The sequence below is a fragment of the Lederbergia citrisecunda genome, from assembly GCF_018343695.1.
Lineage (GTDB): Bacteria > Bacillota > Bacilli > Bacillales > Bacillaceae_C > Lederbergia > Lederbergia citrisecunda.
On the sequence record NZ_JAGYPJ010000001.1, the window covers coordinates 2,647,390 to 2,668,539 of the forward strand.

Consider the following 21,150-nt stretch of genomic DNA (forward strand, 5'->3'; position numbering starts at 1 on the left):
CTCTCATTCTCTGTCCGTTTGCCCAACTAATGCTCATAGCATGGAAACAAATACGTAATTTCTGATCTGGATCCTTTGTAGTTTTTTTACATCAGCTTAGATATATCTTTTCGTACCACATATGGATACTTCTTCCGTAGACGGCAATTATGCAAGCGTTGTTTCAAAAATATCATGTTTACACAAAAGACCATCTGCAGCACATAATGAATGGAAATACAAACCGACATTATCAGATAAGCAACAGTCTGCTTCTCCTAACATTCTTATATCCTATGATGAAGATAATATGATCAATAAAAATATAAAAAAACCCTACAACTTATCAGGTTATTAAAAGAAAATTAACCGCAAAGGTGAGGGTATTTTGTAAATAAGCAATGTTTATCAAAAGATGTTAACTATTATAATATCATATAACCAAAACCATTTACATAATAATTTGTATATTTATAAAATTTTGTAATTTAATCGTGATCTTCTGTGTATAAGTATTTAAGGCTTACAAAAATGAGGCATGTAATTACTTTTTAGCAATATCACTTTGTAATATAGTTAAATCTAGTTTGTCTGCGGTTCGATTGCTTCATTATTATCTAAGTCTTTGGGCCACTAATAATAAGGTGGAATATAAACAAATATATTAACAGTTTCCAACGAACTATAACCAAACTTTTTTGTAAAATAAAAAGCCTTTTAGTTGTGAACAATCTATATTATCGTCTGAAAAACTTAGATTTAGCTTAATATACACAACTTTCCTCTTGTTTTTATACCCGTCTCTTCTAAATAAATATCTATATTTTCTATCAAGATTGCTAACTTTTTGTTAAAACAACTCCTTAGGAATTACTACCAACTTTATAGTTTTATTTTGATTTTGTATCTCATTAGAAATTAAAAATTCGTTTCCCAAACTCAATACACCAAAGTCTATATCAAAACCTTTTTACCAGTTCTTGCACTTTCAATAGCTCCAAATACCATTTTCATACTTTGTATATTATCATTACAATCCGTTTCTGCAGGTCGATTTTCTTCCAAAGATGCAAACATTTCATCAAGACAGCCCCAATGTCCTTCTTTCCCATCCCATTTACTCTCGACTTCAATTTTTTTCATTTGGTTAAGAAATGCTGATTTTTGATCTCTGTCTACTATTTCACAGACAGGAATTTGAGTTCCGTCCCAGCATGCACTTCCTTCGCTCCCGGTAACTCTCCACTCCGATTCCCAGGATGTATTCAATCCTTCTACACACCACGAACCATTATAACTAAAGACAGCTCCATTACTCATTTCAAAAATACAAATTGCAGAGGCATTACCTTGATACCAGGAACCAGGAGGATTATATTCATGACAATAGACAGATATAGGATTTGCGCCAATTAGAAAGCGGGCTTGGTCAAAAGTATGGATGGCCATGTCAAGAATTAATGGATTATTCATTATATCTCGAAACCCACCAAAATGAGGACCAAGGAAAAAGTTTGCATGGATAGAGCCAACAGTCCCAATAACACCACTTGTAATTACATCTCGAAAGGCGCGGATTTGTTTCAAATATCTTCTATTTTGCATTACTGCATATTTTTTTTCTGAAATATTTGCTACTTGTAATACCGCTAAAGCATCTTCAAGTGTTTCAGCCATAGGCTTTTCACCAAATACATGGCATCCTGCTTCCAAAGCTGTTGCTACTACTTGCCGGTGTGCACCAGGGATTGTGACATCAAACAAGAGATTTGCATCAGTTTCTTTTAATGCTTCTGATAAATCAGTATAGAGTGGAATATTTAGTGACCTTCTATTAGCCATTGCTTTAGCAGCTTCAATATTAACATCTACTAGCCCTACAATTTCAGCATTTTCCCGCTGCTTAGCATAATCTAACCATGTATTTGACATTGAACCACAACCAGCTACAACAATTTTGAATTTTTCCACAAGAATCCTCCTTTTGGATTTAGCACTAAGTTTTTTCCTCTGCATTGTTTAAACCTGAGCATTTATAATATTTCATAGCTTTATCAGATAGTGGAGTTATAACTTAACTCCATTAAAGTACACAAAAAAGCTAGAACGATATATTCAAAATCTGTATGAATTCACAAGAATGCGAAACAAATGTGCCCTCCTAACCTATTAAAATTGTATGTATATTTTTACATATTTATCCTAATAGTAACTTAGTGATTTTTCTATATCCTATATTATTTGATAGTCAAACAATATTATGCTTCATTATAATGTAAGCGTTGACAATAAGTTGAATGATTGCTACATTAAACGAAAAATTAACTATATAAACTTTCGGAGGGTTGAAATGGAAATTGAACATTTGAAAGAGTCTACAGTTATTCCGGATAAAACTTTTCCTATCAATGTTTTTTTTGTACAAGATATTTATTTACATTGGCATGATCACATGGAATGGATAATTGTTAAGGAAGGTAGGGCCTGCATACAAATCGACGACTCATTTGTTGAATTGCAAAGAGGAGAAATTGCTTTCGTTAATTCTAAACAATTACATGCTGCAAGAATAATAGACTCAGATACGGAATTAATTGCAATTGTTTTTAATGGTGCGATAGTAAAAAATAATGGATTGGATAATACAGGAAATCTATATTTTTCTCCTTATTTGTTTCGTCAGTTAAAACTACCTAATTTCTTAAAAAAAGAGGATGATCACACCAATAAAATAAGAGCAGCGATATTGAGGTTAATTAATGAATTTGAAGGCAAAGAAAAGGGATTTGAGTTATTAATTAAGGCTGAATTATTTAAAATCTTTGGTTTAATCCTACGGAATTATTGTCAAATTGAACAATTATCGGTTACTAGAATTCAAAAAAATTATCATTTAACTGAGCTATTGGATTATTTACGTGAGAATTACAATAAAAGTATTACTGTTCAACAGGCGGCTTCGATGGTTAATTTGAGTCCAAATCATTTTTGCAAAATCTTTAAAAAGGTTACTAGTAAAACATTAATCGAATATCTTAATATTCTTCGTGTTAATGAGGCCGAAAGAATATTAATGGAAACGGATTTACCCATTACAGAAGTTGCCGAAAAAGTAGGATATGGGAGTATCACCTATTTCGGTAGAGTCTTCAAAAAGATAAAAAATATTTCCCCCTCTGCTATAAGAAATATTCAAGAGAAATAGATTTTGTTTAAACATGTTAAGTCTATGTAATTTCTTGCAATATAGATTAATTCTTTACTATCTTATTAATACAATCTTCCGGAATTAAACTTCACAGAAAATAATTTTGTACTAAAAGTGAGTAAGATTATGCGTTCAATATTCAGTATATTTAGAGTATAATCTCATTACAAAATATTCCCTCTCTTCATGATTGATCCCAATTATATGAATAAAATGGTTGAAGTTAAAGTTGTACGAACAAGAATAATTATAATTAGAAAGGTGTGATATAGGGTACCATCATTTGTTGTTTTTTCCTTTTAAACATTATAAGGGGGAGTTTTTATGCTAAAAAAATTTAAAGGTTTATCGATCTTATTATTCATTGCATTATTGATTATTCCATTAACAGGCTGTAAAAGTGAAAAGTCAGGTAGTAATTCGAACGGTGAAAAAGTTGAAGTTAGCTTCATGGGATGGGGTAACGAACAAGAAAGAAAACTGTATGCTGAAATGTTTAAAAAGTTTGAAGAAAAACACCCAAACATCAAAGTTAATTACATATATGTTCCACAAGATTACGATACGAAGTTAAAGACAATGATTAAAGGAAATACAGTTCCAGATGTATTTTATGTGGGAGAAAACCTTGTTACGGAATATGTTAAAACCGGAAAATTAGCTGAACTCGATCAATACATTGAAATGTATCCTGAATTGGTAGCAAATTTTGTTCCTGGACTTTTAGAGTATGGAAAAGTTGATGGAAAACAATATTCAATTCCTAAGGACTGGGAACCATATATCATGTATATCAATAAAGATTTATTTAACGAAGCAGGTGTTCCTATCCCAACAGGAGATTGGGATATGGAAGAATACATTGATATAGCAAATAAATTAACAAAAAAAGAAGATGGAAAAACCACACAATATGGTGCTGCTTTAGATACTTGGTGGGGTCCTTGGAGCGTATTTACTCAAAATGAAGGTGGAGTATGGTTTAAAGATGGAAAATCCAATTTTAACACCCCTGAGGTAATCAAAGGGCTAACAAGGATGTATGACCTATTTCAAACATTTAAAGCTGCTCCTTCACCTGCTACCTTAAAGCAATCTGGAATGGGTCAAAGTCAAATGTTTGAAACTGGTAAGGTTGCGATGTATCCAACAGGACAATGGATGGTTCCAACATATAGAGAGGCACTTAATTTCGAATGGACTGCCGTCGAAATGCCAAAAGGCGCTACTCGAGTAAATCCAATTTTCTCTGGTACTTTGGCTGTAAGTGCAGATAGTAAACATCAGGATGAAGCTGTAGAACTTTTAAAATATACATTAAGTAAAGAGGGTCTGCAAGAGATCATTGGGTTAGGTTTGGGAATGCCAACAAATACAGAATTTTTTGATGACCCATCCATGGTAACTTCTCCACCTGATGCAGATGTATTAAAAGCTACATCTAATTATCTTGATACGCAAGTCCAACTAGAGGCGGCTAGAAGTGGCCACTTCTCAGAATTTATGGATAAGTATGTTACACCTCAATTAGATGCTGCGTTTAATGGAAAACAAACAATAGAAGAAGCTGTTAAATTAATTGACGAAAAAGCAAATAGCGAATTATTTAAATAAGGTTCTGGAGGGAGGAATAGAATTCCTCCCTTTTACATAGGAGGTGTGGAAATGAGTAATAAAGCATCTGAAATAGTAGTTAACAATTCTATTACTCTTACAAAAAAATATAAATCCAGAAAAAGAAAAAGAGATAATTTAGAAGGCTACTTATTTATAGCTCCAGCACTTTTTGGATTTTTAAGTTTTACACTTATTCCTGTTATAGCTGTTTTCGTTATAGGAAGTATGGAGTGGGATACACTTACACCCGCAAAATGGGCTGGATTTGATAATTATATAAATTTATTTAAAGATGAGGTATTTTTAATTAGTTTAAAAAACACTATATTGTGGGTAATTTACTATGTTCCAGCATCAATCGCACTCTCTCTCCTCTTGGCCCTGGCAATGAACTTACCATTAAGAGGAATTTCTGTATTTAGAACACTCCTATATATTCCAGTCATAAGCCCTTTGCTTGCAGTAGCTCTATTATTTGTATGGCTCTATAATCCAGATTTTGGGTTAATCAATTTTATTTTATCAAAAGTAGGTATTGATCCAATAGATTGGTTGACTAGCGAAACATTAGCTTTACCAAGTATTGCACTTATGGCAATTTGGAAAAACGCCGGATATAATATGTTGATCTTTTTAGCAGCACTACAAGGAATCCCTAGACACTTATATGAGGCAGCTGAATTAGATGGTGCAACTAAAGTTCAAAAGTTTTTCCGTATAACGTTTCCACTATTAACACCAGCAACCTTTTTTATCACCATCATGTCAGTAATAGGTGCTTTCCAAGTTTTTGGAGAGATTTATATAATGACAAGTGGGGGACCAGGCTATTCAACCCATACTCTCACTTATTATTTATGGTCCAATGCCTTTAAATACAATAAGATGGGTTATGCCTGTGCAATAGCAGTCATTATGTTTATTTTAATATTGATTATCACCTTAATCCAAAATAAATTACTTGGGCGCAAGGTTCAATATGATATGTAGGAAGGTGAATATGAATTGCGAAAAACTAACCAAACTGGAAAAATAGTATCTTATATACTACTTTCTATCATGTCAATTGTCTCTATAGCGCCATTTCTTTGGATGGTTTCCACTTCTTTAAAAAAGCCGAATGAAATATTTATAATGCCTCCTGTTTGGATTCCGAGTGAATTTGATTGGAGAAATTACTATGAAGCTTGGAATGCCGGTGGGATGAATTTCGGTACCATGTTTGTTAATACGCTTCTTATTGTATTACCTGTCACGATTTTTACTGTTCTCGTTTCGTCATTAGCATCTTACGCCTTTGCAAGAATAAACTTTTACGGGAAAAACTTCATCTTTATTTTGTTATTGGCATCACTTATGATCCCAGGTACTGTTACTTTACTCCCACAATTTATTGTATTTAGTAAAATAGGTTGGATTGATTCATTTAAGCCACTTATTATTCCTGGTCTCTTTGGAAATGCGTTTGCTATATTTTTGATTAGGCAGTTCTTTCTTACACTGCCAGGTGACTTAGAAGATGCTGCCATGATTGACGGTTGTAGTAGATTTAGGATTTGGTGGCAAATTTTTCTACCACTATCAAAACCTGTTCTTGCTACCTTAACCGTTTTCACGTTTCAAGGAGTTTATAACGATTTTATGGGTCCATTAATCTATATTAATTCAATGAATAAATTTACAGTTCAATTGGGACTTGCTTCATTTAAAGGGGTCTACTCTACAAACTATGACCTACTAATGGCGGCTTCTGTCTTTACGTTATTGCCTATTATTATCATTTTCCTTTTAGCACAACGTTATTTTATTGAGGGAATAACATTAACAGGTGTGAAATAAATAAACCTATGATTGAAATTAAAAAGCGATGATAGCAAGCTTCTAAACTATTTATATTTTACTTAATATTTATTATCATGATAGAAAAGGAGAGAATTACTTTGAAACTAGGAGTTTTTGGCTGATATAAAGACATTATACTTATTATCAAAATGTGTGGTGCAATAGGCACCACACATTTATTATTTGGTTTGATTTACTTCTTTTGATAATATCCCACATACCAGTCCGCAAACTTCTGCAATCCCTCATCAATTGGAGTCTCCGGCTTAAATCCAACAGCTCGCTGCAAAGATTCCGTTGATGCATAAGTAGCTGGAACATCTCCAGGTACAATTGGCTCATAGATTTTCTCAAACAAAACTTCTCTACCTAAAGCATTACTTAGAGCCTTCTCTAATGTTCCAATAAATACCATTAACTTCTCAGGATTGTTGTTTCCTATATTATAGACTTTATGTTGGAGATCTCCTGTAGGTGAGTTACTTAATAGGCGTTCTATGCCTTCGACAATGTCGTCAACATAAGTAAAGTCACGGTATAGGTCGTTTTCAAAGTCACCATTATTAAATATCTTAATAGGTTCCCCCGCAAAATAATTATCAGAAAATCCGAAATAAGCCATATCAGGGCGTCCCATTGGACCGTAAACAGTAAAGAATCGAAGTCCTGTAGCAGGAATTTTATACAGATGGCTGTATGTATGAGCCATTAGTTCATTTGACTTCTTAGTAGCTGCATATAATGAGACAGGATTGTCGACAAAATCTGTTTCTTCAAAAGGCACTTTCTTGTTTGCTCCATAAACAGAGCTGGATGAAGCGTAGACTAGGTGATCAACAGGATAACGTCTACATGCCTCTAGTATATTAAAAAAACCTGTAATATTGCTTTGTATATATACGTCTGGATTCTCAATAGAATAGCGAACACCAGCCTGTGCAGCTAAGTTGACTACAATATTAGGCTTATACTCTTCAAAGATATTCAAAATAGTATCTTTATCTGATATATCGCATTTAATAAAGGTAAACTTATCATAAGTTTCTAATAGATTGAGACGTGTATATTTGAGATTAACATCATAGTAATCATTCATATTATCAATTCCGATTACCATACAGTCTTGATCAAGTAGTTTTTTAGATAAAAAATAACCAATGAAACCAGCGGCTCCAGTGATTAAATAAACTTTCTTAGGATTTAATTGATTCAAGTTGTTTCGACTCCTTTCTCAATACCCTTTTAGTAGGTTCCCTTCCTATAGAATGGTATTCTATACCTGCATCTTCCATATCTTTAACGCTATATATATTTCTTCCATCATAAACCAATGGAGTCCTCATTAATTTTCCATAAGTTTCAGGAGTAACTGCTTTAACTTCCCCCCACTCGGTAAAAATAAAGCAGACGTTAGCACCATCTAATGCATGCTCTATATTTGAAACATAGGTAATACTACCTTTCCCATCCTTCCCTTCTGGATGGACTTTAGCAAAATTAGGAGAACCAACTGGATCATATGCATAAATGTCCGCACCCTGTTTTAATAATAGAGGGATATTTTCCAAGGAAGCAGCTTCTCTCAAATCATCTGTTCCAGGTTTAAAAGTCAAACCTAAAACAGCTACCTTGAGACCATTAAACGTAATGAGTCTTTTGCTAGCTTTCTTAAACAATATAGTCTTTTGTTCTTTATTTACGTCAATAGCAGCCTTTACTGTTTTTAACTCGTAACCATTTTGTCTTGCTATATATTCCAGTGCTTTTGTGTCCTTAGGGAAACAGGAACCACCAAAACCAATTCCTGCGCTTAAAAACTTACTTCCAATCCGCTCATCAAAACTCATACCTCTTGCAACATCCTGAATATCCGCACCAACTAATTCGCAAAGGTTGGCAATATCATTCATATAAGAGATTTTAAGTGCTAAGAAATCATTTGAAGCATATTTAATCATTTCGGCAGATCTTCTGTTTACTGAAACAATTGGTAGATTAAATGGTTCATAGATTTTCGTTAATAATTCTTCAGCCCATTTGCTTTCTGTTCCGATAATAATTCTTTCAGCGTGAAGTGTATCGTGCACTGCGGATCCTTGGGCTAAAAACTCTGGATTAGATGCAACTTCTACTTTAACATCGTTAATTAGGAAATCTTGAATAAACTGTTCCACCTTATCGTTTGTACCAACCGGAACTGTTGATTTCACAACAACGAGACAATCCTTCTCTACAGATTCAGCAATTTGCCTTGCAACTGTCGCGATATATGATAGATTTGCGGATCCATCAGGTTGTTCAGGAGTACCTACTCCTATAAAAATAGCATCTGCGTCCCTGTATGCAGTTTGATAATCCGTTGTATAATCTAAACGAGTAGATGCGTAATTCTTCTGCATTAACTCCTCTAATCCATATTCGTATATTGGAGAAACACCGGATTTCATTAATTCTACTTTTTTTTCATCTATATCGACACAGGTTACTTGATGACCTTTTTCAGCAAAACAAACACCGGCTACAAGACCAACATATCCCGTTCCTGCAACTGCTATTTTGTACACATTAAACACCTCCCAAAATTTAAGAATAAAACTAATTTATTTTTATCAAAAGTCATTTTGGAATGCAAAAAACTAGCACATCGGCTAGTAGTGTTCCTCCTATTCTACCACTATAAAATAATCTGTGTAACAAGTCTTTTTGATTAACATAATTTATCAAATACAACTTTAGCAATGTATCAAAATTGGTATTGACAACATGACTCACGTATTTATCCGATTTTCCACTAGGGAAACTTGTTGGACCACCATGCTCATCGACAAATATATCTTCTTTTAATCTAATAATTTTAAAAGGAGAAAATGGTAATAGATTGGAAATTAAAATACATGGGTCCACCTTGCTAATTAAGATAAAGCTAGGTTAATAACATTAGTTGATCTAGCTAGCGAAAGCTAAAAAGTGCCGGGTTCTAACAAAATTCTGAATTATTTTAGAACCTGGCACCCAACAACTTTATATTGTCTGTAAGTTCCTTTAAGAAGAGATTACAAGTCGAATAGAAAGAGAAATCTAAAAAAAGACAGAAGGTTCCTATTCCAATTGAAAAAGAAAAACCATCACCATCGTTTGGAAACGTTGCTTTGGTAAAAGAAAAATGTGAAAAGGAAGCTAACAAACAGTTCACTAAAAATGGACAGAAGTTAGGAAATTAATAAAAGGAAACAGAAGGGAGCAAGATCATTTGATACCTTCTTTCCTTTTTTTAACTAAAATCGAAAATGAAGTGTAAATATTTTACATATATTTAATACTTCAATGCAAGGCTAGTGGGTCTGATCCACAGACCCCAAAAAACCTTTCAACAAATATTTAGAAAGGTGCAAAATTTCCGCGAAATTATGAATTGTTTCAGAACCTGGTGCCCTATATTATAGCCGATTTAAACGTTTTGAGTTCATAACCGTTCTGCTTGGCAATATACTCAAGTGCTTTTGTATCTTTAGGGAAGCCTAATGAATGATTAATCAACTCGCCTAATATTAACAGTATTTCAATTCACTTCGCTTATTTATATACATAATTCACAAATATCGGTTGATGACGTCAGTTACACACTAAGATAAGAGGGGAATTACTAAAACATTGGAATGAATTTTTATTTATTAGAAGACCTAGCTATTCTAAGATATTGTTTTTCCTGTCCTCCCATTTAAAAATAACTTGAATACATTGAAGAGCCTATGAACCCAAACTAATACAAGCTAATACAAGGTTCTCTCTTTATCTTAGCATCACCTCCTACTCTTGTCCCATATATTTTTTCTGAAAATCTTACTTAAGAAATATATGATGAACAGGGCCGTAGTCCCAAAGAACGATTGATGAGATTGAACCAATTGATTGTTTGCCGGTATAAAGAATCCAAAGATAAACAATTGTCCTAGTGCTATTAAAGCTAATATATTTTTTTTATAAATAAAGTCAAACCAGCAATATGCAAGCAAAATACCTATCAAAAACATAAAAAAGGGAACACCATAAAAACTTAAATCAGAAGCTAGCCAAGGGAAAACAGAAGACCAAAACATTCCATTCGGCCATGAATTTATCGCCTCATTTCTGGCTAAATATGTTTTACTGCTAATAGATTTATCTGTAAATTTTTCCGCTTGTTCTGTTAATGTTCGCGAGTGGCCTACTCCGTAAGTCCATTCAAAGGGTAAATTAAATGCATATGCAAGTCCTGTATATCCCTGTGTTGTATAGTTTACAAGATCGGTTAAAGAAGTCGATAAATTAAGGCCTAATATTTTTATTATGATACTATCACTATCTATCTCCTTTAAAAAAGGTTTCATAGCCTGAGATACGTAAAATACTTCTGTAGTTTTGAGCCCTATTTCTTCTTTCCGGCCTTCCCCAACTACTGAAAACGCCATAACAAAAAGGCAAAATAGAACAACAAGTGACAACGTTCTTGTTTTCTTAACACTTTTGTTTGAAGCCCTCGATATAGAGAAAACATATCGTTTTAATAGAAAAATTGGAATAAAAACAATTACTAAATCACCTAATCCCTTCATTGTCCCCATATTTAACCAGTAAATAATTGTCATGACTAATGAAATAACAAAAAGTAAACGCATGTATATATTTAGTTTTTTCCAATAAATAATACCCATGGGATAATAAAAATAACTTAGAACCCAACTGTAGGTGAATAATTGTACAATGATATTTCTTTCACCGCTAAACTCTATTTGTCTGTATAAATAAGATGATCCTGGTGAAAGTATATTTGATAGGGAAATTCCTCCCATAAAATAATTTGAGTATACAAAAACCGATAAGATATTATAAATGGCACTAATAATTATAATTGCGTTTTTCTTTCGGGTAAATTGTAAATCACCATCAAAAAAAGATTGGGGCAGATTATGTTTATGCTCCCTAGCATAAACATAATATCCAAACCATAGAATAATAAAATTAAATATCACATAAGTCGTCATTTGAACAGGATTAGGAATAAACCATTTTATTACCCAAGTATGGTAAAGGAGTATTGTTAAAAATAGATAACTCATTAGGATGATTATAGGCATATAAGCCGCTTTAATAATTTTTTTTTGCGTTACCATTTTTTTCTCCTCATTTATTATTTAAAGAGTTTGAAATAGGAAATTACGATAAACTTTATTCAAAACTCACTTCTTCAACATATTTTCTTTTCACTATCGTCCCGGATGGTTGAAATGAAAAATAACAATTACTACAAAAAGAAGAAGCGTTAGTTCAAAAAACCTTCACTTTTAGTTTTTTCCCAAGAAACTGGTGATACCTAAACTCAGTACTTACTTAGTTTATCTATTCCATATATAGAATCCCATTTATACTTGACTCAAAATCTAGCACACTGTGAAAAGTGGCAAACTCTGAAGTATCAATAATTTCTTCTTAACTGGACCACATATTTTACAAACTGTTTCACAAAGCTCCATTCTCTTTGGTGTTCTAAAAAATATTAAAAAGGAAAGCAATTTCATTTATAGTTCATCCTTTTTTTCTTTATATGCGTCTAAAAAAATTCCTTAAACAAATTTAAAGTTTATATTATAAGAAAGAATTTAAATTACCTCAAAACCGCAATTCAGCTAATTTATTTTACAAAATTAAAATACAATAGCTAGCATATTCTTAAAAAATACGAGTTCATTTTATTTGACTAATCAGAAGATCTTCCCAACTTTTAACTATTTTATTAATTGAAAGTTTTTCCCTAATAAGTAGAGCTTCATCACTAATTTTTAAAGCTTTCTCTGGATTTTCAATTATATATCTCATAGCCTCAGCTAATTGCAGATTATCATTTTTGCGAACTAAAATTCCATTCTTATGTGTTAATATAAGTGCTCTTGCCCCTCCTCCACCACAGTCTGTTGAAATACTAGGAATTCCCATTGCCATCGCCTCTATTAATGCATTTGGCATTCCCTCAAAATCTGAAGATAATACGAACATTCTTGCATCTCTTATTAATTCCATTATATTATCTTTCTGTCCTGGCAGTTCAATTTTTCCCTCTAGCCCAAGTTTATATATTTCATCTTCTAATAATCTTCTGTCATCACCCTCACCATATATCATTAATTTATAATCCGGGTAATCATTAGTGATCTTAGAGAACGCTCTAATAAGCAAAATTTGATTTTTTTGTTTCTGATCTAATCTGCCTACACTAACAATAGTATTTTTTCTATCACCAATGTATCTTTGTGGAATATTTAGGTTTGTTATTGGGTTCGGAATAATCGAGATCTTACCTTTCATAAACGGTTTGAAAAAGTCAGCAATTTCTTCTGTTTGTACAACAAGATTATTTGAAAATGGATATAGTATCTTCCTTAATATCCTATATTTTTTCTGTTTCGGCTCAATTTTAGGATCATTCCTTTCAGATATGATAATGGGTACTTTTGTAAACATACTTGCCAAAATAATAATAGGATTTAAGATATATCCAAATGAAATAATAACATCAGGCTTATCTCTTAATATTAAATTACGAATTGCAAATATCCTCTTAAGGTTTTTAACAAAGAAGCCTCCTTGATAATTTATTATCTGAATTTCAACATTTCTATCTATTGGATCTTTATAGGGCGAACTTTCATCCCCTTGCATCGCCAAAAGTATTACTTCATTTCCTTTTTTTTGCAATGCATTGGCCAGAGCTAAGAGAACCCGTTCTGCGCCACTAAACCTTAAAGAGCCTATCGTAACCATTATTTTCACTTTTTATTTACCACACTTTCTATAAAATAACTAATTTTATTCGTATACTGTTGATAATCAAATGATTCTCTTGCACTTTTATATGCATTGGAACGCATTATATCTATTTCATCGGCTGTTAGATTTAAAGCATATTTAAGTGCGCTGATTATTGAACCGATATTGTTATCTTTAACTACTATGCCATTTCCCCCATGATTTAAATAGTCATTTATATTACTAGTGATATTAGCAATAATAGGAGTTCCTAATGATAAACTCTCAGAAAACTTAGTAGGGAACCCAGCGTTTGTGTACCTTTTATTTTGGGGCCTTATTAGAATTGAAAAATGAGATTCTTGGATAATTGATTGGGCTTTTTCTATAGGAACCCGACCATGGAAAATAAACCTTTTAACTAATTCTGTGGAATATTTACTTTTATTAAACATAGGGTAGTCCTCAGATATTCCTACAATATTTAATTCCCAGTTTTCATTACATCCTATTTTTTCAAAGGCGTCCCAAATTGAACATAGATCATCCTTTTTCCCTGGGCTTCCACAGTATACAAACTTTAATTTATCATGAGTCGCTTTTCTATTATTTCCCATATGCTGGACATCATCTAACGCAGGTACCCTCAATACTGGAGTATACTTTTCATAATATTTTTCTAAATACTTACTAATCACAATCATTCCATCAGACTTTTTATTTGCAATTAACATTCTTAATTGTGAATTATAATAGGCTAAACCAAATCTTCCATGTATAGTCTGTCGTGGATCATACCATTCAGTGCAATCAGATATAAATGTAATACTCCTATTTTTACAATATCTAATACACTCTATCATTCCAAGGAAGTCCATATGGTAGGAGATAATGATATCCACTTTTTCTCCCTCATTTTCTAATTTATTTATTAAATTTCGAATTCTACTAAAGCTATAATAATTATCGATTTTTCTTTTGACTTTACTTTTTATATCCCTTGGGAAATATCTAAAACCATTATACTTATAATTTCCATTCTTTTGTTTGTCCTCATTCCTATAGCCTTCATTATTGCCAGCAAAAAATACGTTATAACCAGACCTTTTTAAAGATCTTCCGATATTAAGGACTCTTTTTCCAGCAGCATCCTCTGTTGGAAATAGAAAGTTCCCAACATATAACACTGTTTTTTTCGGCTGTTTCATATAGTTTTGACGCCTCCTTCACTCTATAATTTTTAATGATTTCGCATACTTTATAATGTCAAATAGCTTAATTTCATTAATTGGGCAATCAATATTTTCGGTGAATAACAATGAAACACTTAAAATACTTCCTTAATAATTTCTTATTTGGAATTTTTTTGTTATAGCCCAAAATAAAAATAGCAAAAAACTTTGATCATTGCTCATTAAAAAAAAATAACTGACCATTAACTTGGCCAGAAAGACAAACACTTAAATGTCATCAAATAAGGTAATTTTAATACAATCAAGCCTCTTTTTACTAAAGACCCAATCTAACTGATTATTGCATCTTGGTTTCCGAAACATCTTCAAAAAATTAGTTTTGATTTTTAAATAACATATCTTATTTACTTAATATCTGTATATACTTTTTTAGCTAATATATAAGTAGGTAAAGCTATTAATAATGTATATAATATTACACCAATCCACGGTACTACCAAAAAACCAAATTGGATTGAAAGATAGTATTTAATACATAATGAAACTGGTGTATAAATCGAAAATAATATAATTTGTTTTTTTACAATTCCTGCTCCGTTCAAAACCATAAAATATGGAGAAATAAAAGATTGAACTATTTGCATTAATAATAATCCGGCCATTAACAAAAATGGTATTTTTACATTGTTATTAAGCCATAGGTCTATTAAATGACTTCCAAATACTAAAAATATTATCGACCCTAGTAAAGTTACTCCCAAAGACATCCTCGACATTTTTTTTGTTGTTTTACGTACCCAAGAAAAATCTTTTTTAGATAGTGCTTCTCCATTAGCGGCCCATAATGGGGTACTAAGCATTATAGTTGCAGCGCCCATTACCATTGCAATTCTATAACCAATTGAATATGGTGTTACATTTTCAAGACTAGATGTTTGTGCAATAATGTAACTATCCATTGATAATCCGATAGTTGTTAATATCGATAAAATCATAAATTGAAATCCAATATTCAATATATTAAATGCCTCGTTTCTACGAAACAGAAGTAATCTAGGTTTAATTTCTGGGTGCTGAATATTAAAGTATGCAAAATGATTCACTGCAGCTACAAATACTGGGGCGAAAGACGATCCCCATATTATCCAAATAGGGGCAATACTTAGTTGGGCAAGTAAATATACTATTATTAGACTTAGTATACTGGAAGCCCCATTCCAAATGTTGCTAATATATCCTTCTTGAAATCCATATTGAGTCCTTTGTACTAATCCAAGTGGTACATTTGCAATTTTACTTAAAACAACAGCTAAAACTACAGTCGCCACAACAGTTATTGTTTGTTCAGATTCAGCATTCATTACTTTTATCCAGTTAACTTCAGAAAATAACAGGCAAAATACTAATAAAATAACAGATGCAACTACAGTTAATACCATAAGTGAACTTGATATTAACATTTGAGCTTCTCTATTATCCTTAGAGCCATGTAACCTGCTAAGCTTGGTTTGTAAGCCACTACCTAATCCTAAATCAGCAAATGTAAAAAGTGAAAAAAATGCTGTCACAGTCATCCATAGTCCGTATGTTTCTGCCCCTAATCGTTCAATTGCTATACGAACAATTATTAGTGGAACAAGAATTGATAAAACACGAGAGAGAGCAGAAGTTATTGCTGTTAATGCTATACGCTTAGTCCTCTCATCTTGTTTAAAAATCTTTTTTGCTTTATTTATTTTTCCTTCCAAGTCCAAGTCATTTTCCCCTCTATAATTTAACTATTCCCCAAAATAAATTATAAGTCTATACACCTTGTTCACCCACATACAGCTACTTTTGAATTTACTTTAATTAACCAAGGAGTTATCTTTGGTTATAATTAGAGTTATTATGCCTAATTTTTTGGGTATATCATTTCAAGGTGACCCTTAACTTATTCCCTCTACCCTGAAATTCTTCCAACGGGAATATTACTAAAGAGTGCTATTGCATGACTTCTTTATTACGAACGCCCCATTATGATAAATTATAATGTATCTATTATCTTCTTTCCTTGATTGATATAATTCTTACCTTTAGCAAATTCTAAAGCCTTAAAACCAATTAGATATCGTTCTTCTATTTCTAATTTAATTACTTTTTTAAGCATATTACAAATTGTTAAAGGACTATTATCCTTTAACACTAAAACATAGTTTTTATATTCTTCTGGAATACCTGGTAACATCGTAGTTATTAATGGTGTTCCAGAAAGCATGTACTCGAGAGTCTTTGAAGGAAATGAATATTTTACATATTCATCTTCAGCAGATCGTGCATTAATTAAGAAATCAGCTCCTCTCTGAATTTTTAAAATATCTTCATTCGAAACGAACCCTCTATACCTTATCCTTTCATCTATAGTACTAACCTTTTTTAATTCATCTTCATAGTCACCACGGCCATATATTTCAAGTATAATATTTTCATTTTTAACTAACCTAAAACCCTCAACTATATTCTTTATCCCATACCGTTTCTCTATGGAACCTGTGTAAACTATCTTAAAAAAATCCAAACCTTCGATTCTCTCTTTTTTAATATTAGGGTTTATATCTTTTTCATCTATTATACCTTCTATAACTGTACAAGGTTTTTTTGGAGCAAAATCATCTGCAAGATATTTAGTAAGAGCTATGACTTTTGATGCTTTATTCATTAATATCTTTGAGAAGAGGTATTCTATTTTTCTTAGTTTGGACTTCAAAAAACTTTCTCTTTCACTTCGTACAGATGGTGGATCTGTCCAAATAGCAATATAATCTATATTGTATAACCTTGATACAATATATCCTATTAACATAAAGGGAAGATGTACAGAATAAACAATTACACCGCCTTTTTCTTTAATTCTATGATATTTTTTTATGCTATAATAGAGCCCTGAAAAAAATCTTGTGAATATTTTAAGGATGCTTGAATTAATAAAGTAAATTTCAGTTATCTCTATTTTTTTATTAAATACATCTACACTCCATTTTTTACTTTTAATTTTCTTCTCGGAAAAAAAGGGATAGTCTGATACTGGTCTTGCTGAGATGTAGGTATAATTATAAATATCGTGTACTTCCATTCCTTTTATTAAATTCCAATTAAACTTATGAGTTTGAATAGCAGGGAATTTATCAAAACTCATTACACTTTTCATTTCCTCATCTGGAATAGCAAAGCCTAGAAACAGAAAGTTCTTTCTCATTATTGTTTACTCCACACTACTCTATTAACATAATCTGTATAAGACAAAATAATCCTGAGAACCTTATCAGAAACATTAGGCATACAGTAATCCTCAACAAGCCTTAAGGAATTTTTTTCTTGTAATTCTAATACATTTAGCCCTTGTAGTATTCTTTCTTTTGTTAAACCAACCATCATAACAGATGCTTCTTCCATAGCCTCTGGTCGTTCATGAGCTTGCCTAATATTTAGTGCTCTAAACCCAAGAATTGATGATTCTTCACTTATCGTTCCGCTATCACTAAGTACTGCTTTAGCTTTAATTTGCAGTTTTACATAATCATTAAAACCCAAGGGCTTCATAGTTCTCACTAAAGGATTAAACTCTATTCCTTTTGCCTCAAGCATATTTCTAGTTCTAGGATGTGTACTTACTATAACAGGCATTTTATATTTTTCGGCAACCGCATTTAAACTATCGACCAAATCTAGGAAGTTACATTCTGAATTGATGTTTTCCTCTCTATGAGCAGATACTACAAAATAGTTTTCTTCCTCTAGATTTAACCTCTCTATTACATCCGAATTTTCTATATCATCCTTTCTCGAGTTTAGAACTTCAAACATTGGACTTCCAGTTTTAATAATCCTGTCTGAAGGAAATCCCTCTTTAAGTAGATATTCTCTTGCAATGTCACTATAAGTTAAATTAATATCTGCAGTATGATCGACAATTTTTCTATTTGTTTCTTCCGGTACTCTCTGATCAAAACATCGATTTCCTGCTTCCATGTGAAATATAGGAATCTGCCTTCTTTTTGCTGCTATAGCACATAAACAGCTATTAGTATCACCAAGCACTAAAAATGCATCAGGTTTTACTTCTTCCATAATTGGATCTATTTTGACAAGGATATTTCCTATGGTTTCTACTGCCGTTCCAGTAGCAGCATTTAGGAAATAATCTGGCTTTTTCAAGTTAAAGTCTTTAAAAAATACCTCGTTCAGTTCATAATCATAATTTTGTCCTGTATGAACAAGTATATGTTCAATTGCATTTGATTGTTCTAATTTATTTATAACAGCCGATAATCTTATAATCTCGGGTCTAGTACCAACGACTGTCATGACTTTTAATTTTTTCATTAATTATACCTCCTCGAAATAAGTGTCTGGCTTTTCTGGATCAAAACATTCATTTGCCCACATTACTGTTACAAGGTCACTTTTTCCTACATTTACAATAGAGTGTGTATAACCGGTAGGAATATCTACAACCTGCAACTTTTCTCCACTAACTCTATATTCTATAATTTCATCAGAATCTATCTTTCTAAAGCGAATTAAGCCTTCCCCACTAACAACTAAAAATTTTTCATTTTTAGTATGGTGCCAATGATTTCCTTTCGTTATTCCTGGCATTGATACATTTACAGAAACTTGTCCTCTTTCAGGTGTTCTTATAAACTCCGTAAAGGAGCCTCTATGATCGGAATTCATTTTAAGATCATAAGAAAACTGATCCTTTGGTAAAAAGCTTAAGTAAGTACTATAAAGCTTTTTAGTTAGAGCATCCTCCATATTAGGGATACTTAAGTTTTTCCTACTTTCTTTAAAACTCCTTATAAGGTCCGCTAAATCTCCAAGCTTAATATTATGTGTTACAGGTACAACACATAAATCATTCTGAACATTAGGTCTTCCTTCTAAAGCTCTAATAAACTCTTCTAATACATCATCTATATAACAAAGATTTAGCTCGGCATCCGGGTTGTTAATCTGTATATCTAAGCCTCTAGCTATGTTATGACAAAATGTTGCAACTACTGTATTATAGTTTGGTTTACTCCACTTACCGAATAAATTTGGAAGTCGATATACATATACTTTAGCACCTGTCTCATAATAATAATTTAATAATAAGTCCTCCCCGGCTTTTTTACTTCTTCCATATGGGTTATACTTTTCTGCTTGAATAGAAGACGTTAAAAGCACAGGGGCATTATTATTATGTTTCCTTAATAATTCTAGTAATTGAGAAGTTAAACCTAAATTACCTTCCATAAATTCCTTTTCATCTTTTGGTCGATTAACCCCAGCTAAATGAAAGACAAAATCACATTCTTTTGTATATTTCTCAAGTAGGGAAGTATCGCTTTCCCTTGTAAACTCAAATATATCGTTATACCCGTTGTTTTTAAGCTCTGCGATAAGGTTTTTTCCCACAAACCCTTTTGCACCTGTAACAAGAATATTCATCACTCATACCACCCTTAATTCATAACGTGAACTTTTTTATTCCACTCTTTTAATTCATGTCGTACATAATCTAATTCAAGTAGTTTTCCTTTAATTTGTTCAATGCTAAGGATTTGTGTATTATCCGAATTATACTCTTCTACACTAGTAAGCTTTTGATCTCCCTCTCCAAAATACTTATCATAGTTAAGATCTCTTTGATCGGCGGGAACTTTATAGAAACCAGGTAAATCTTCTGCCTTTACATATTCCTCTTTGGTAAGAAGTGTTTCATAACGTTTTTCCCCATGGCGGGTTCCAATAATTTTTATTTCATTATCTGCATTAAATAATTCTTTTACAGCTTGAGCAAGGTCTCCAATAGTGCTAGCTGGGGATTTTTGAACCATAATATCGCCTGCTGCAGCATTATGAAATGCAAACACTACTAATTCTACTGCTTCCTCTAAACTCATTAGAAATCTTGTCATATTAGGATCGGTTACCGTTAAGGGCTGACCACTTTTAATTTGTTCAATAAATAACGGTATAACCGATCCACGTGAAGCCATAACATTGCCATATCTAGTTCCACAAATTAGTGTCCTATCCGAATCAACAGTTTTCGATTTAGCAACAAATACCTTTTCCATCATTGCTTTTGAAATCCCCATCGCATTAATTGGATAAGCTGCTTTATCCGTTGAAAGACAAATTACTTTTTTAACTCCAAAATCAATTCCAGCAGTTAATACATTATCAGTGCCTATTACATTAGTTTTTACGGCTTCAAGAGGGAAGAACTCGCATGATGGGACCTGCTTTAATGCCGCTGCATGAAAGATATAGTCCACTCCATGCATAGCATTTTTTACACTAGCTAGATCCCTGACGTCTCCTAGATAAAATTTAAGTTTATCGTTCTTATAATGTTTTCGCATATCATCTTGCTTCTTTTCATCGCGGGAAAATATCCTAATTTCTTTTATATCCGTATCTAAGAACCTTTCCATAACAGCATTACCGAAAGAACCAGTACCACCTGTAATTAATAACGTTTTATCCTTAAACATAATT

General features: G+C 32.3%; 16 protein-coding genes. 5 read left to right on the top strand and 11 right to left on the bottom strand.

The genetic code is table 11. The features are described from left to right. Positions 1 to 121: 121 nt before the first annotated feature. On the top strand, positions 122 to 337 hold the full coding sequence (locus KHA93_RS13170) for a hypothetical protein (RefSeq protein WP_213111146.1): 216 nt from the start codon (positions 122 to 124) through the stop codon (positions 335 to 337). Between the two features lie 596 nt (positions 338 to 933). Here the strand turns inward: KHA93_RS13170 and KHA93_RS13175 are convergent. Continuing rightward, a complete protein-coding gene (locus KHA93_RS13175; protein WP_213111147.1) occupies positions 934 to 1,950 on the bottom strand; it encodes a Gfo/Idh/MocA family protein in 1,017 nt (338 codons plus the stop codon). 379 nt (positions 1,951 to 2,329) lie between these two features. On the opposite strand from KHA93_RS13175, the gene KHA93_RS13180 reads away from it, so the two are divergent. The 4 genes from KHA93_RS13180 to KHA93_RS13195 all read left to right on the top strand — a co-directional run bounded on the left by KHA93_RS13180 (position 2,330) and on the right by KHA93_RS13195 (position 6,643). Next, complete coding sequence (locus tag KHA93_RS13180; RefSeq protein ID WP_213111148.1) at positions 2,330 to 3,184, top strand: helix-turn-helix transcriptional regulator; 855 nt, start codon at positions 2,330 to 2,332, stop codon at positions 3,182 to 3,184. Between the two features lie 327 nt (positions 3,185 to 3,511). Beyond that, the gene (locus tag KHA93_RS13185; protein ID WP_213111149.1) at positions 3,512 to 4,801 is read left to right on the top strand and encodes an ABC transporter substrate-binding protein; all 1,290 of its coding nucleotides are present in this window, start codon (positions 3,512 to 3,514) and stop codon (positions 4,799 to 4,801) included. A gap of 51 nt (positions 4,802 to 4,852) precedes the next feature. Then, complete coding sequence (locus tag KHA93_RS13190) at positions 4,853 to 5,794, top strand: carbohydrate ABC transporter permease (RefSeq protein ID WP_213111150.1); 942 nt, start codon at positions 4,853 to 4,855, stop codon at positions 5,792 to 5,794. A gap of 15 nt (positions 5,795 to 5,809) precedes the next feature. Beyond that, positions 5,810 to 6,643, top strand: a complete 834-nt coding sequence (locus KHA93_RS13195) for a carbohydrate ABC transporter permease (protein ID WP_233711156.1) — start codon at positions 5,810 to 5,812, stop codon at positions 6,641 to 6,643. A gap of 196 nt (positions 6,644 to 6,839) precedes the next feature. Here the strand turns inward: KHA93_RS13195 and KHA93_RS13200 are convergent, their stop codons facing one another. The 10 genes from KHA93_RS13200 to KHA93_RS13245 all read right to left on the bottom strand — a co-directional run bounded on the left by KHA93_RS13200 (position 6,840) and on the right by KHA93_RS13245 (position 21,146). After that, positions 6,840 to 7,859, bottom strand: a complete 1,020-nt coding sequence (locus tag KHA93_RS13200) for an SDR family NAD(P)-dependent oxidoreductase (protein WP_213111151.1) — start codon at positions 7,857 to 7,859, stop codon at positions 6,840 to 6,842. Further along, on the bottom strand, positions 7,840 to 9,210 hold the full coding sequence (locus KHA93_RS13205; protein ID WP_213111152.1) for a UDP-glucose dehydrogenase family protein: 1,371 nt from the start codon (positions 9,208 to 9,210) through the stop codon (positions 7,840 to 7,842). The genes KHA93_RS13200 and KHA93_RS13205 overlap by 20 nt, the downstream gene beginning before the upstream one ends. Before the next feature lie 1,236 nt (positions 9,211 to 10,446). Next, positions 10,447 to 11,796: a hypothetical protein gene (locus KHA93_RS13210; protein WP_213111153.1), complete on the bottom strand. Its 1,350-nt coding sequence runs from the start codon at positions 11,794 to 11,796 to the stop codon at positions 10,447 to 10,449. 571 nt (positions 11,797 to 12,367) lie between these two features. Continuing rightward, a complete protein-coding gene (locus KHA93_RS13215) occupies positions 12,368 to 13,441 on the bottom strand; it encodes a glycosyltransferase (RefSeq protein ID WP_213111154.1) in 1,074 nt (357 codons plus the stop codon). 5 nt (positions 13,442 to 13,446) lie between these two features. Continuing rightward, a complete protein-coding gene (locus KHA93_RS13220) occupies positions 13,447 to 14,634 on the bottom strand; it encodes a glycosyltransferase (protein ID WP_213111155.1) in 1,188 nt (395 codons plus the stop codon). A 389-nt stretch (positions 14,635 to 15,023) separates the two neighbouring features. Continuing rightward, positions 15,024 to 16,373 carry a lipopolysaccharide biosynthesis protein gene (locus tag KHA93_RS13225; RefSeq protein WP_213111156.1) on the bottom strand — a complete coding sequence of 450 codons (1,350 nt, stop codon included), beginning with the start codon at positions 16,371 to 16,373 and terminating at the stop codon, positions 15,024 to 15,026. Positions 16,374 to 16,645: 272 nt separating this feature from the next. Continuing rightward, positions 16,646 to 17,854: a glycosyltransferase gene (locus tag KHA93_RS13230; RefSeq protein ID WP_213111157.1), complete on the bottom strand. Its 1,209-nt coding sequence runs from the start codon at positions 17,852 to 17,854 to the stop codon at positions 16,646 to 16,648. Continuing rightward, entirely contained in the window at positions 17,854 to 18,981 is a 1,128-nt protein-coding gene (wecB, locus tag KHA93_RS13235; RefSeq protein ID WP_213111158.1) for a non-hydrolyzing UDP-N-acetylglucosamine 2-epimerase, read from the bottom strand. Before wecB ends, KHA93_RS13230 begins: the two co-directional genes overlap by 1 nt. Positions 18,982 to 18,984: 3 nt before the next feature. Then, positions 18,985 to 20,094 carry a capsular polysaccharide biosynthesis protein CapF gene (locus KHA93_RS13240; RefSeq protein ID WP_213111159.1) on the bottom strand — a complete coding sequence of 370 codons (1,110 nt, stop codon included), beginning with the start codon at positions 20,092 to 20,094 and terminating at the stop codon, positions 18,985 to 18,987. 14 nt (positions 20,095 to 20,108) lie between these two features. Further along, positions 20,109 to 21,146 carry a polysaccharide biosynthesis protein gene (locus KHA93_RS13245; protein WP_213111160.1) on the bottom strand — a complete coding sequence of 346 codons (1,038 nt, stop codon included), beginning with the start codon at positions 21,144 to 21,146 and terminating at the stop codon, positions 20,109 to 20,111. Between the last annotated feature and the right edge of the window lie 4 nt (positions 21,147 to 21,150).